This is a genomic window from Micromonospora sp. NPDC005203, assembly GCF_042872705.1.
In the GTDB taxonomy this organism is placed as follows: Bacteria; Actinomycetota; Actinomycetes; order Mycobacteriales; family Micromonosporaceae; genus Micromonospora.
In genome coordinates, this window is record NZ_JBIAKV010000002.1 from 619,845 (window position 1) to 633,161 (window position 13,317).

Genomic DNA, 13,317 nt, shown 5'->3' on the forward strand with positions numbered 1-13,317 from the left:
CAGGTCATTACCGAACGCTGACGTTGTTGGCTACCGGGCCGGATGATCACGCACACTGGGCCGATGAGCACCACGTCGCGGCGGTACGCCGCGCTGGCCGGAGTAACCGCCGCCGCCGTCGCGATCGGAATCGCCGAACCGGTGGCAGTGCTGACCGGCCCCCGGTCGGCACCCCTGGTCGCGGTCGGCGGGGTGGTCGTCGACGCCGTTCCCGAGTCGCTGAAGCAACTCGCCATCGACCTCTTCGGCACCGCCGACAAGATCGCACTCCTGGTCGGCACCGGCCTGCTGCTCGCAGCGTTCGCCGCACTGTTCGGCATGCTGGCGATCCGGCGGCTGGCACTCGGACTTGCCGGCATCGCCGCGTTCGGTGCCATCGGCGTGGCCGCCGCCGTGACCCGCTCCGGTGCCGACGCGGCCGATGCGCTGCCGTCGCTTGTCGGTGCCGGGCTCGGCGCCCTGGTGCTCTGGGTGTTCATCGCCGGCCCGTTCGAGCTGGACCCCTGGCCCTGGTCACCACCCACACCGACCGTGCCGTCGGTGCCGTCTGGGGGTCCGGCGCGGGGGTCGGGGACCGAGCCGTCCTCGGCGACGCCCGAGGGCCTGCCGGTGTCGCCTGCCGCGCCGGTGTCGCCTGCCGCGCCGGTGTCGCCTGGTGGTTCGCCGGTTGGTCCGGTGACGCCCGCCGCCCCGGTGCCTCCGGGCGGGCAATCCGCAGCGGCGAACGAGCCGGTCGGGCCTGCCGACGTCGACCCGGACTCGCGGCGACGGTTTCTCACCGGTAGCGGGGTGCTGCTCGGCACGGCCGTGGTGGCCGGTCTCGGTGGGCGCTGGCTTGCCGGCCGGCGCGGAGTGTCCGCCGCCCGGGAGGCGATCCGACTGCCCGCGCCCGTGGCCCCCGCACCGGCCGTGCCCGCCGGCGCGGACCTCGCACTGACACAACTCGCGCCGTACGTCACCTCGAACTTCGAGTTCTACCGGATCGACACCGCACTGGTGGTGCCCCAGGTGGACCCGGATACCTGGCGGCTGCGTATCCACGGGCGGGTTGGCACCGAGCGCACCTACAGCTACGCGGATCTGCTGGCCCGTCCACTGGTCGAGCGGTACGTCACGCTGGCCTGCGTCTCCAACGAGGTGGGCGGGGACCTGATCGGCAACGCCCGCTGGCTCGGCGTACCCCTTCGGGAGTTGCTGGACGAGGTCGACCCGGACGACGATGCCGACCAGGTCGTCGGCCGGTCGGTCGACGGCTGGACCTGCGGCACCCCCACCGCCGCGTTGCGCGACGGGCGGGACGCGCTGTTGGCGCTCGGCATGAACGGTGAGCCGCTGCCGGTCGAGCACGGCTTCCCGGTCCGGATGGTGGTGCCCGGCCTCTACGGTTACGTGTCAGCCTGCAAGTGGGTGACCGAGCTGGAACTGACCCGGTTCACCGACTTCGACGCGTACTGGGTGCCGCGCGGCTGGTCCGCCCAGGGGCCGATCAAGACCCAGTCGCGGATCGACGCGCCCCGGAGTCGTAACCGGCTGACCACCGGCCCGATCACCGTCGCCGGTGTGGCCTGGGCGCAGCACCGGGGCATCAGCCGAGTCGAGGTACGCGTCGACGGTGGCGACTGGCAGCAGGCGGAGTTGGCCCCGACCGTGTCGGTGGACACCTGGGTGCAGTGGTCCTGGCGTTGGGACGCCACGCCGGGCGAGCACCGGCTCCAGGTCCGTGCAACAGACGCGACAGGCGAAACCCAGACCGAGCGTACGCAGGGTGTCGTCCCGGACGGCGCCACCGGCTGGCACACCGTCACCGTCACCGTTCGCTGACCGGCAGCACCTGACTGTTGTGCCGTGGACGGCGACCGTCCACGGTCCACGACCGGCGTACGCATCCTGCCGTATCCCCGATGACGCCACCGGGCGGACGCGGACCGGACCGTGTCGGGACAGGGTGAGGCCATGACTGTTACCGCGCGAACGTTCGCCATCGCCGGCCTCGTCGTGGGTGCCACGGGCATCGGCGTGCTGTGGGCGGCCGGGGTCGAGTTCCCCATCGCCGTACCGCCCGGGATGATCATCCTGTTGGCCGGTGCCCTGTTCGTCGCGCTCGCTCCCTGGCGCTGGTCGCCTGTGGTGGGGGCGCTGTTGGGCCTGTTCGTGGCCGTCGGCTTCCTGATCAGCCCGACCGGGGTGGACAACCTGCTCGGGCGACACGGGGCCGACGTGGCGACCGGACAGGCAATCCAACTGGTCGGGGTGCTGACCGCGCTCGTCGCCGGGGCGCTCGCCACCCGCGCCGCCCGTCGGGTGCCGCAGCGTCACCGGTCCGAGCGGCTCGGGGTCCCTCGCTGAGGTCATCGGCGAGGAGATCCTTGAGCGGGGCATCGTGGGCGGGGCATCGTGGGCGGGTCGACGACCTTCGGCGTCACCGCTGCCCCCCGCTTGCCGGCGCCCTTGCCTGCGGCGAGATCTTGAACAGCTTCCGTTCTCGCGTAACTGTGCTGTCCAAGATCTCCGAGTATCCGCCCTCTGTCGGGGGTAGTCGCGCAGCGGGCAGCGCGTCGCGTCGTAACCCGCGATGCCGGCCAGAGCGCGTCGTAACCCGCGATGCCGGCCAGACCGGAACCCGCGATGCCGGCCAGAGCGCGTCGTAACCCGCGATGCCGGCCAGACCCGGAAACGCCGCTGGCCGGCACCCCGAGTTGCGGGGCGCCGGTCGGCGGTCGGTGTCGTGCGGGTGGTGCTGGTGCGGTGGTGCTGGTGTCAGCTGTTCCAGTGCTGGCTCACGAGGTCGGTGGCCTGCTGCTCCCACTGGGCGTAGGCGTCCGGGTAGGCCGACACCTGCACGGTCTGCGCGGCCTCGGTCAGCGGCATGTCCTGCCAGCCGTCGACCTGCTTGAGGCCCTTGAGGAACGCGGTGGTGGAGTAGGCGGGGTCGGTGATCTGCTCCGGCGTGCCCCAACCACTGGACGGGCGCTGCTGGAACAGGCCCAACGAGTCGTGGTCGTTCATGTCGCCGAGGTGGCCCAGGTTGTCCAGCTTCGACTCCTGCAGGCTCGTCGCGATCGAGATGACCGCGGCGCGCTCGGGCAGGCCGGCCTTCTTCGTGGCGGCGATGATCGCCTTGACGTTGGCGGTCTTCTCGTCGTTGAGGTCGATGTGCGACTGGTCGCCCTGCGGCTTCGGCGCAGCGGTCTGCACCGCTACCGCGACGGGCTTGCCCTCGACCGGGGTGGCGGCGTGGGCGGCGATCGGACCGGCGAACACACCACCGGCGAAGGCGAGACCAGCAACGGACAGCACGCTATTACGCATGATCGTGTTCATGGGGGTAGCTCCTTCGGGGGTAGAACACCCAACCACCAAGGGGGGACACGGCGGCAGGGTGTGAGCACCTCGTCCGGCGCTGCAGGTTCACAAGGGAGGAGGAAGTATTGGGGGAGTTCGGTGCCGGCGGGCCGGGGTGGCGCCGGATCGGCGGCCTGCGAGCGGTGGCTCGTGGCGCCGGGTCGGCAGCCTGTGAGCGGTGGCGCCGGGTCGGCGGCCTGCGAGCGGTGGCTCGTGGCGCCGGGTCCAGGTGTAACGAGCGGCGGGCCTCGGTCATTCCCGGGGCTGAACCACCCGCCGGCACTCTCGTGGAGGCGGTGCCCGCGGTCGCTCGTGGGAACTGGAACGACCGGGCTCGGGTCGGCATTCCAACCTGCGGTACCAGCATCCCAACCCGTAGGCCGTGCGCGGGGCAGGTCGTGCTGCGATCGTCAGGATGTGTAACGACCCGGGCCGGGCCACGATTCCAGCCCACGGGTGCGACTGGTCACTGGACAAACCTCGCGTATCACCCAGAGGCTACCGATGCGTGAGCGCCGAGAACCCCAGAACGGACAATCGCCCCAGGGTTCCCATCGCCGCTTGCCCTCTCGGCTCGCGCACTCGGCTTGATTCACTCGACATCATTGATATCGGTGTGTCCGGCTGGGCGGGATGCCCCGATTTCATTGACTCCGAGTTGATCACGACGGCGTTGGCGTCGAGCGCGACGGTGGCGGCGGTGGACCACGACGGCGTTGGCGTCAGAGCGCGACGTGGCCGGCGGTGGACCACGACGGCGCTGGGGTCGAGCGCGTCGGTGCCGGCGGTCGAATCACGACGGCGTTGGCGGTGCGGGTGGGAGTTGACCAATCGACACGAAACCGCGCCTCCGAGGCGGAGGCGCGGTTCCGAGGCGGAGGCGCGGTTTGGGGACGTGTGAGGTCAGGCGACGTGGCGTTGGGCCGGGACCGTCGACTTGTGTGGGCGGCCCAGTCGGGCTTCCAGTCGGGCGACGTCGACCCGGGCGTGCCGGCGGTCGGCCAGGTCCTCCCAGCCGACGGCGAGCAGTCGGAGTCGTTCGGACTCGCTGAAACCGCCCCAGACGCCGTAGGGCTCACGGACTGACAGGGCGTGCGCGGCGCACTCGGCCCGGACCGGGCAGGCGCGGCAGACTGCCTTGGCGGAGGACTCGCGCCGCAGTCGGGAGGAGCCTCGCTCGCCGTCGGGGTGGAAGAACTGGGCACTGTCCCGGCCCCGGCAGGAACCGAGTCGCTGCCAGTCCCAGAGATCGACGATGGGTCCGGGCAGTCTACGTACGTTCGACATCAGCACCCCTCCTCCCGCGCGGCTCCGCGAGAATCCATGTGGCCGGCATCCGGGCGGCGGGCCGCGCAGGCGCACCGTTCCCGGCCTGGCCCTCCCGGTACCCGGACTCTCGTCGACTCACACGTCTGTGATCGAAAACGTCCTAGAAATTGCGGCTTTTGCCCTAACTGTCGGAAAAGTTCGAAGGATTGCCGGGAACCCCCTCCCCAGCCGACCCCGTCATGGTCTGCTCGTTGGCGGAGAGGAGACCACAGTGCGTACCGTTCTTGTGTGCGTTCGGACACCACTCGCGGCCCAGCACCTTACTTCTGCTGCCGCGCGGCTGGGGTTGTCCGCGATCGTTCGTACCGCCGTCTCTGATCCTGAGGTGATGCTGCGGCTCGCCGAGCGACCGGCGGACGTGGTGCTGGCTGATACGGCCCTGACCCGGCCGGACAGCGCCGGCTTCGTCCGCCGGGTGCTGGCCCGTGCGCCGCAGGCCGCGGTGCTGTTGCTCGGCACCGAGGAGTCCGAGGCCGCGGCGGCCACCATCAGCGCCGGTGCCCGGGGTCTCATCCAGAATGTCGACCACGACCTGACCAGCGCGGTGGCGAAGGCGCTGCTGCTGCTCACCGCCCCCGGACGGGCGTCGCGGCAGCGGATCACCGATCCCGCCCGGGACGCCGCGGCAGTGGGTGGTTCGGGTCGCTCGGGGCCGTCACCACGTGGCTCCGGCGATCCCGGCTGGGCGGCCACGCCCGGCGAGGGGCAGCCGGGTGTGCCGTCGGTGCCGGTGCAGCGGGGTGACGACGAGGCCGAGTCGGCGACCGGCGAGTCGTCGGCGGATCAGGCCGATCCGGCCCGGTCCGCCCCGAACGCCCGGCCCAGCCGGGCGTCGATCGGGCTGACCGAGCGCGAGCTTCAGGTGCTGCTCGGCATGGCCGAGGGTAAGAGCAACGCGGAGATCGGTCGGGAGTTGTTCGTGTCGGAGGACACCGTCAAGACGCACGCCCGCCGGTTGTTCCGCAAGCTTGGCGCTCGGGATCGGGCCCACGCGGTGGCAGCAGGCTTCCGGGCCGGCCTGGTCGCCTGAGGCGGGCCGCCGTCACTCGGTGACGGTCGGGGTGCCCGGCTCGTCCTCGGTGCCCTCGGTCAGGGTGTCGTGCACCCCGTCGGCGTACCCCCGGGCGTAGTCCCAGGTCACGTAGTGGTCCGGGTCGGGGTCGTAGGCGGGCTCGTGCACCCGGGGCCGACCGGAGTTGAGCAGGTGCCGGAGGTTGCCGCGGAGCAGGTCCCAGTCGAAGTAGTGCGGCTCCTGGCAGTCCTCGCACTCGATCACCAGCCCGCGGACCCCGATCGGGGCCAGCAGAGCCTGGTAGATCTCCAGGTCGGCGAGGTCTTCCAGCACATCCTGCCGCTCGACGTCGGTCAGCGGATCCGGCGTCGCGTCATCGCCCGGGTCATCCAGACCCGCGGTCGGATCGGCCGGGTCGCCGTTGAACGGGTCGATGGGCTCGTCGTGCACCCCCTCACCGTAGACCCAACGCGGCGCGAACGTCCGCCCCCCGGCCTTGCACCGGGCCGGCCTGCCACGGACGGGTCGCCCAGCTCACTGGGTACGATGAGGCGATGTGCCGGCACCGTGGCGTGCTCCGGTGCCCGCACGCGCCACCTCGCTGAAGCCCATTCGAGCAGCTCAGGGGAGCAATCGTGGAAAATTCGCCCAGCACCGACTTTGCGGCCGGCGCCGAGTACGCCGACCTGGGCGGCCACCTGCCCGAGCTGCCGGCCGGCTCTGCCCGGGTGGTGCCGCTCGGTCTCACCTTCGATGATGTGCTGTTGCAGCCGGGCGAGTCGGACGTCGCCCCCAGCGAGGTGGACACCCGCACCCGGCTGACCCGGGAGATCGAGATCGCCATCCCGCTGGTCTCCAGCGCGATGGACACGGTCACCGAGGCGCGGATGGCGATCGCGATGGCCCGTAACGGCGGCATCGGCGTCCTGCACCGCAACCTCTCGATGGAGGACCAGGCCCAGCAGGTCGACCTGGTGAAGCGTTCGGAGTCGGGCATGATCACCAATCCGGTGACCTGCTCGCCGGAGGACACGGTGCGCGACGTGGACCGGCTCTGTGCGAAGTTCCGGATCTCCGGCCTGCCGGTCACCGACGCCAGCGGCGCACTGGTGGGGATCATCACCAACCGGGACATGCGGTTCGTCTCCGATCCGTCCACCCCGGTCCACGAGGTCATGACCAAGACCCCGCTGATCACCGCGCCGGTCGGGGTCACCAAGGCCGACGCGCTCGACCTGCTGCGCAAGCACAAGGTCGAGAAGCTGCCGCTGATCGACGAGGGCGGCCGGTTGCGCGGTCTGATCACCGTCAAGGACTTCACCAAGAGCGAGCAGTTCCCGCTGGCGACGAAGGACTCCTCGGGCCGGCTGCGGGTCGCCGCCGCGATCGGCTTCGGTGAGGAGTCGTACAAGCGGGCTCGGACCCTCGTCGACGCCGGGGTGGACGTGGTCGTGGTGGACGTGGCGCACGGCCACAGTCGGGCCATCGTCGAGATGATCCAGCGCCTCAAGCGGGAGACCGACGTCCAGGTGATCGGTGGCAACTCGGCCACCTACGCCGGTGCCCGTGCGTTGGCCGAGGCCGGCGCGGACGCCGTCAAGGTCGGGGTCGGCCCGGGGTCGATCTGTACCACCCGGGTCGTCGCCGGGGTCGGTGTACCGCAGATCACCGCGATCATGGAGGCGGCCCGTGCCTGCCGGCCGCTGGGTGTGCCGGTGATCGGCGACGGTGGCATGCAGTATTCCGGTGACATCGCCAAGGCCCTCGTGGCCGGCGCCGACTCGGTGATGCTCGGCAGCCTGCTCGCGGGCTGCGAGGAGAGCCCCGGTGAGCTGATCTTCATCAACGGCAAGCAGTACAAGTCCTACCGGGGGATGGGCTCGCTCGGTGCCATGCAGAGCCGGGGTGTGCAGAAGTCCTACTCCAAGGACCGCTACTTCCAGGACGACGTGATCTCCGACGAGAAGCTGATCCCGGAGGGGATCGAGGGGCAGGTCCCCTACCGTGGCCCGCTCGCCACCGTCGCCCACCAGCTTGTCGGCGGCCTGCGGCAGGGCATGTTCTACAGCGGCGCCCCGACCATCCCCGAGCTGCACCGGCGTGGCCAGCTGATCCGGATCACCGCGGCCGGGCTGAAGGAAAGCCACCCGCACGACGTGCAGATGACCGTCGAGGCGCCCAACTACCACTCCCGCTGACCCATCACCCCCAACCACCTGGAGTCCCCCATGCGTGACGTGGTCGAGATCGGGCTGGGCAAGACCGCGCAGCGCGGCTACCACCTGGACGACATCGCCATCGTGCCGAGCCGGCGTACCCGGGACGTCGACGACGTGTCGACCTCCTGGCAGCTCGACGCGTACCCGTTCGGCATCCCGTGCGTCGGCCACCCCTCCGACGCCACCATGAGCCCGGCCTCGGCGGTCCGGCTCGGCCAGCTCGGCGGTCTCGGCGTGCTCAACGTCGAGGGCCTATGGACCCGCTACGAGAACCCGACGAAGGTGCTCGACGAGCTGGCCAGCCTCGACGAGGAGGCCCGCGCCACCAAGCGGCTCCAGGAGGTGTACGCCGAGCCGATCCGTCCGGACCTGATCGCCGAACGGGTGCGCGAGCTGCGTGCCGGTGGCGGCACGGTGGCGGTACGGGTCTCTCCGCAGCACACCCTGGCGCTGGCCCCGGTGATCCTGGACGCCGGGGTGGACATCCTGGTCATCCAGGGCACCATCGTCTCGGCCGAGCACGTGTCGACCACCGACGAGCCGTTGAACCTCAAGGAGTTCATCGCCGACCTCGACCTGCCGGTGATCGTCGGCGGCTGCACGGACTACAAGACGGCGCTGCACCTGATGCGTACCGGTGCGGCCGGTGTGATCGTGGGCATCGGTGGCGACGAGTGGTCGACGACCGAGTCGGTGCTGGGCATCCGGGTGCCGATGGCCTCCGCGATCGCCGACGCCGCGGCGGCCCGTCGCGACTATCTCGACGAGACCGGCGGCCGGTACGTGCACCTGATCGCCGACGGTGACATCCAGACGTCGGGTGACATCGCCAAGGCGATCGGCTGCGGCGCGGACGCGGTGATGCTCGGTGAGCCGCTGTCGCTCTGCGAGGAGGCCCCCGCCGGTGGTGCCTGGTGGCACTCGGCGGCGAGCCACCCGTCGCTGCCCCGGGGCGCCTTCGAGGTGGCCGGTGAGCCGCTCGGGTCGATGGAGGAGCTGCTCTTCGGGCCGGCGGACGAGGCGGACGGCCAGCTCAACCTGTTCGGTGGGCTGCGTCGGGCGATGGCCAAGTGCGGTTACCGCGACCTGAAGGAGTTCCAGAAGGTCGGCCTGGTCCTGGACCGCTGATTTTTCCCAGACGCTGGAAGGCCGGCCCCGCGCGAGGCGGGGTCGGCCTTCGTCGCGCTACGCCCCGGATCCCAACAAAAGGCCGATACCGGTCGCACGGTCGGTGCCGCTGGCTACGCTCGTCCTGACCCGGGACCCCGCGCGGGAGGAGTCAGCATGGTCCGGACCGGACGGACGCCCGTCGGCACCCGGCTGGTCGCGGCGCTGGCCTGCGTCGTCGGGCTGTTGTTGGCGGGGTGTACGGGCGAGCACCGGGACGGGTTCCGGCCCGGTGCGGCCGACGCCGGTGACCCGTACGTGCCGGGGCGTGGTAACGGCGGCTACGACGTCAGCCACTACGGCCTGGACGTCCGCTACGACCCGTCGACCGACCGGCTGACCGGTCGAGCCGTCATCACCGCCACGGCCACCCAGGACCTGTCCCGATTCAACCTGGACCTGGCCGGCCTCGCCGTCGACGCCGTCCGGGTGGGCGACGAGCGGGCCGACCACCGCCGCGACAACGGCGAGTTGGTGATCACCCCTCGCGGCGGTCTCCCGCGTGGCCAGCAGTTCACCGTGACCGTCGACTACGCGGGCGTGCCCACCGCCGTCGTGGACGGGTCGTTGGGCAGCGGCGGCTTCCTGCACACCGCCGACGGCGCGGTCGCGCTCGGCCAACCCGACTCGGCCGCCACCTGGTTCCCGGTCAACGACCACCCGTCGGACAAGGCCAGCTACGACCTGGCGGTGACCGTGCCGGACGGCCTGGCGGCGCTGAGCAACGGAGTGCCCGGGCCGAAGAGCAGCGCCGACGGCTGGACCACCTGGCACTGGTCGGAGCGCACCCCGATGGCCAGCTACCTGACCACGCTGGTGATCGGTGACTACCGGGTGGTGACCGGCACGCACGCCGGCCGGCCGATGGTCACCGCGGTGGCGGCGAGCCTGCCACCGGCCGGCGGCGCGGCCACCTCACTGGCCCGCACCGGCGCGATCGCCGACTTCCTGGCCAGCCGCTTCGGCCCGTATCCGTTCGACTCGTACGGCGGGATCGTCGTCGCCGACGACCGGGTCGGGTACGCGCTGGAAACCCAGTCCCGCCCGGTCTACGGTCCCGCGTTCTTCACCGACGACCGGCCCAACCCGAGCGTCGTGGCGCACGAGCTGGCGCACCAGTGGTTCGGCGACAGCGTGTCGGTGGGCAGGTGGAGCGACATCTGGCTGAACGAGGGCTTCGCCAGTTACGCCGAGTGGCTGTGGGAGGAACACGACGGCGGCCGGACCGCGCAACGCAACTTCGAGCTCCAGTACGCGTCCACCGACTGGTCGCAGCCGTCGGTCGAGCCCGGCCGGGAGCGGATGTTCGGTACGGCCGTCTACAAGCGCGGGGCGTTGGCCGTGCACGCGTTGCGACGGACTGTCGGTGACGAGGTGTTCTTCCGCATCCTGCGGACCTGGACCACCGAGCGGGCGGCGGCCAACGCGACCACCGCGGACCTCGTCGCGCTGGCCGAGCGGGTGGCCGGTCGGCAGCTCCGACCGCTCTTCGACGCCTGGTTGGTGGGTGGCTCAGCGCCCACACTGCCGTGACGACGCCGTGCTGGCCTGTCGATATGCTGCCGTCCGGGGCGGCGGGGACAAGCCCGTGCGCGGGGAGCGGCCCAGGCCGTCACGGGGAGAGTGTGGGATGCGGGTACGGCGACGTGGACTGCGGATAGGCTCGGCTCTGCTGGTGACCGGGGCACTCGTCCTGTCCGGATGCGACTCGACGGGCTCGAGGCCCGCGCCGTCGCCGAGCGTGTCGCCCACGCCGTCGCGGACGTTCACCGCGGGCGCGCCGGGGGCCGGCGACGCCTATTTCCCGAGCTACGGCAACGGCGGCTACGACGTCGGACGGTACGTGGTCAAGGTGCGCTACGACCCCGCGAAGGACCGACTGACCGGCACGACCACCGTGCAGGCCACCGCGACGGCCGACCTGTCGACGTTCAACCTCGATCTCGTCGGCCTCACCGTCAGCGCGATCACCGTGGACGGTGCGCCGGCGACACACCGCCGGGAGCGGAACGAGCTGGTGATCAAGCCAGCCTCCGGTCTGGTCAACGGCAACGGGTTCGTCGCCGAGATCGCCTACGAGGGCGTGCCGAAGCCGCTGAAGAACGAGACCCTCGGTGACGGTGGATTCCTGCACACCCCCGACGGTGCCATCGCGCTGGGGCAGCCCGAGTCGGCCAGCACCTGGTTCCCGGTCAACGACCACCCGTCCGACAAGGCCACGTACGACTTCGAGATCACGGTGCCGGACGGTCTCACCGCGGTCAGCAACGGCGTTCCCGGCGGCAAGGCCAGCACGGCCGGGTGGACCACCTGGAAGTGGTCGGAGAAGTCGCCGATGGTCAGCTACCTGAGCACGATGGTGATCGGCGAGTTCCGGGTCACCACCTCCACGCACCGGGGGAAGCCGGTCTACAGCGCGGTCGCGATCGCGGCAAACGGTTCCGCGGATTCGGCGATCGCCGAGACCACGAAGGTCGCCGACTACCTGGAAACCGTGTTCGGGCCGTACCCGTTCGACGCGTACGGCGGTGTGGTGGTCTCGGACAGCCGGATCTCCTACGCGCTGGAGACGCAGAGCCGTCCGGTCTACTCGGCAGGCTTCTTCCGGCAGGGCTCGAACACCGCGGTGGTCGCCCACGAGCTGGCCCACCAGTGGTTCGGCGACAGCGTCTCCCTGGGCACCTGGGAGGACATCTGGCTCAACGAGGGCTTCGCGACGTACGCGGAGTGGCTCTGGACGGAGCACACCAGGAATTCCACGGCCAAGGAGGCGTTCGACAACCGGTACGCCAGGGCACCGGAGAAGATGTGGAAGACGCCGCCGGGCAAGCCGGGGGCGAAGGAGCTGTTCAGCGAGTCGGTCTACCAGCGCGGTGCGATGACGCTGCACGCCCTGCGGGTGTCCGTCGGCGACAAGACGTTCTTCGAGATCGTCAAGACCTGGGCGGCGGAGAAGCGGAACGGCACCGCCACCACCGCCGAGTTCGTGGCGCTCGCCGAACGCATCTCCGGCAAGCAGCTCGACCAGCTCTTCGACGCCTGGCTCTACGGCACCAAGAAGCCGGCTCTGCCCAAGCGACTCTGACCGGGGTCAGTTCTTGACGACCAGGCTGGGGTTGGCGGCGAGGTAGGCGTCGGCGCGGCCGGCACGGAGTTCGCCGATGAACTTCCGGCCGACGCTGGTGAGCTGCTCGCCACGGTAGGCGCTGCCCTTGCCGACGCCGGAACCGGGCAGACCGACGAGCGTGAAGCGGTTCGCCGGCACCCCACCCAGGGCGTACGCGAAGTCGACGATCCGCGGCCCACCCGCGTACACGAGGGTGTCGCCGAGGGCGGCGACCACCTGGTCGACCCGCTCGGGTTGCCGGGCCAGGCCCTCGTCCAGGATCTTGCGGGTCAGCGCCCTGACGAGTTGCTGCTGGTGCCGCTGCCGGGCGTAGTCGCCACCGGTGATGTAGCGCTGCCGCGCGTAGTCCAGTGCCTGCCAGCCGTTGAGGTGCTGGTTGCCCTTCTCGTAGACCTGCTGCGGCCCGGTGTATCCGCCGGGCGCGGTCTGCCGGTACTTGCCGTTCGGCTGCCGGTGGCGCGACTCGACCCGCTGGTCGACGTAGATGTCCACTCCGCCCAGCGCGTCGACCAGCCGGTCGAACCCGTTGAACGTGAGCACCGCGCCGGCGTCGATGCGCAGCCCGGTGTATCCGCTGACCGTGCTGCGCAGCAGTTCGTACCCCTGGGCGGTGCTTGGTTGTTTGGGTTTGTCCGGCACCCGGCTGCCGAAGCTCATGGCGTGGGTGAGCTTGGTCTTGCCGCCCCGGTAGTCGGCCTTCGGGAACGCCGGGATGTCGACCAGCAGGTCGCGGGGGAGCGAGAAGAGGTACGCCTGGCCCAACCCCTGGGGTACGTGCAGCACCAGCACCGCGTCCGCGTGCGGCTCCCAGCCGGGCACGCTGACCCGGGTGTCCACACCGACCAGCAGCAGGTTGAGCGGGCCGGTGATGCCCGCGCCCGGTGGCGGGCCGCTGGGGCTCGGGGTGGGTGTCCCGGCCGGTGACAGCGTCGGCGAGCCGGTCGCCGGAGCGCCGCTCGGCTTGCTGTCGCCCGTCAGCCGGGTGATTACCACCGTGGCGGCCGCGATCAGCGCGACGGCGGCGAGGGCTGTCAACCCCAGCAGCAACCACCGTCGGCGCGGCGCCATCGACCCGAGGATCATCTTGGATTCCTTCCACCCGTTAGGTGTTCAACGCTCCG

The 13,317-nt window shown here is 70.9% G+C and carries 10 protein-coding genes and 2 pseudogenes; 8 read left to right on the plus strand and 4 right to left on the minus strand.

Annotated elements, in window-relative coordinates; all coding sequences use genetic code 11:
• Positions 1-63 precede the first annotated feature (63 nt).
• The 3 genes and pseudogenes from ACFYPM_RS08200 to ACFYPM_RS08210 all read left to right on the plus strand — a co-directional run.
• Positions 64-528, plus strand: a pseudogene (locus ACFYPM_RS08200) (molybdopterin-binding oxidoreductase); the annotation flags it as partial.
• A gap of 153 nt (positions 529-681) precedes the next feature.
• Positions 682-1,821: pseudogene (locus ACFYPM_RS08205) on the plus strand (molybdopterin-dependent oxidoreductase); the annotation flags it as partial.
• A 132-nt stretch (positions 1,822-1,953) separates the two neighbouring features.
• Positions 1,954-2,346 carry a hypothetical protein gene (locus ACFYPM_RS08210; protein WP_387192486.1) on the plus strand — a complete coding sequence of 131 codons (393 nt, stop codon included), beginning with the start codon at positions 1,954-1,956 and terminating at the stop codon, positions 2,344-2,346.
• A gap of 411 nt (positions 2,347-2,757) precedes the next feature.
• Here the strand turns inward: ACFYPM_RS08210 and ACFYPM_RS08215 are convergent, their stop codons facing one another.
• Positions 2,758-3,321, minus strand: coding sequence for a hypothetical protein (locus ACFYPM_RS08215; RefSeq protein ID WP_387192489.1), 564 nt, complete (start codon positions 3,319-3,321; stop codon positions 2,758-2,760).
• Between the two features lie 924 nt (positions 3,322-4,245).
• Positions 4,246-4,629 (minus strand): WhiB family transcriptional regulator, encoded by a 384-nt coding sequence (locus tag ACFYPM_RS08220; protein ID WP_387192492.1) that lies wholly within the window; start codon positions 4,627-4,629, stop codon positions 4,246-4,248.
• 253 nt (positions 4,630-4,882) lie between these two features.
• Between ACFYPM_RS08220 and ACFYPM_RS08225 the strand changes: the two genes are divergently transcribed.
• The gene (locus ACFYPM_RS08225; RefSeq protein WP_387192495.1) at positions 4,883-5,701 is read left to right on the plus strand and encodes a response regulator transcription factor; all 819 of its coding nucleotides are present in this window, start codon (positions 4,883-4,885) and stop codon (positions 5,699-5,701) included.
• 12 nt (positions 5,702-5,713) lie between these two features.
• Here the strand turns inward: ACFYPM_RS08225 and ACFYPM_RS08230 are convergent, their stop codons facing one another.
• Positions 5,714-6,133 (minus strand): DUF5319 domain-containing protein, encoded by a 420-nt coding sequence (locus tag ACFYPM_RS08230; protein ID WP_387192498.1) that lies wholly within the window; start codon positions 6,131-6,133, stop codon positions 5,714-5,716.
• Positions 6,134-6,318: 185 nt separating this feature from the next.
• Here ACFYPM_RS08230 and guaB point away from each other — a divergent pair, with 185 nt between their 5' ends.
• The 4 genes from guaB to ACFYPM_RS08250 all read left to right on the plus strand — a co-directional run bounded on the left by guaB (position 6,319) and on the right by ACFYPM_RS08250 (position 12,154).
• Entirely contained in the window at positions 6,319-7,881 is a 1,563-nt protein-coding gene (gene guaB / locus ACFYPM_RS08235) for an IMP dehydrogenase (protein ID WP_387192501.1), read from the plus strand.
• Between the two features lie 30 nt (positions 7,882-7,911).
• On the plus strand, positions 7,912-9,030 hold the full coding sequence (locus ACFYPM_RS08240; protein WP_387192504.1) for a GuaB3 family IMP dehydrogenase-related protein: 1,119 nt from the start codon (positions 7,912-7,914) through the stop codon (positions 9,028-9,030).
• A gap of 156 nt (positions 9,031-9,186) precedes the next feature.
• The gene (locus ACFYPM_RS08245; protein ID WP_387192507.1) at positions 9,187-10,602 is read left to right on the plus strand and encodes a M1 family metallopeptidase; all 1,416 of its coding nucleotides are present in this window, start codon (positions 9,187-9,189) and stop codon (positions 10,600-10,602) included.
• Between the two features lie 97 nt (positions 10,603-10,699).
• The gene (locus ACFYPM_RS08250; RefSeq protein ID WP_387192510.1) at positions 10,700-12,154 is read left to right on the plus strand and encodes a M1 family metallopeptidase; all 1,455 of its coding nucleotides are present in this window, start codon (positions 10,700-10,702) and stop codon (positions 12,152-12,154) included.
• Positions 12,155-12,160: 6 nt separating this feature from the next.
• Here the strand turns inward: ACFYPM_RS08250 and ACFYPM_RS08255 are convergent, their stop codons facing one another.
• Entirely contained in the window at positions 12,161-13,279 is a 1,119-nt protein-coding gene (locus tag ACFYPM_RS08255; protein ID WP_387192513.1) for an LCP family protein, read from the minus strand.
• Positions 13,280-13,317: the final 38 nt, after the last annotated feature.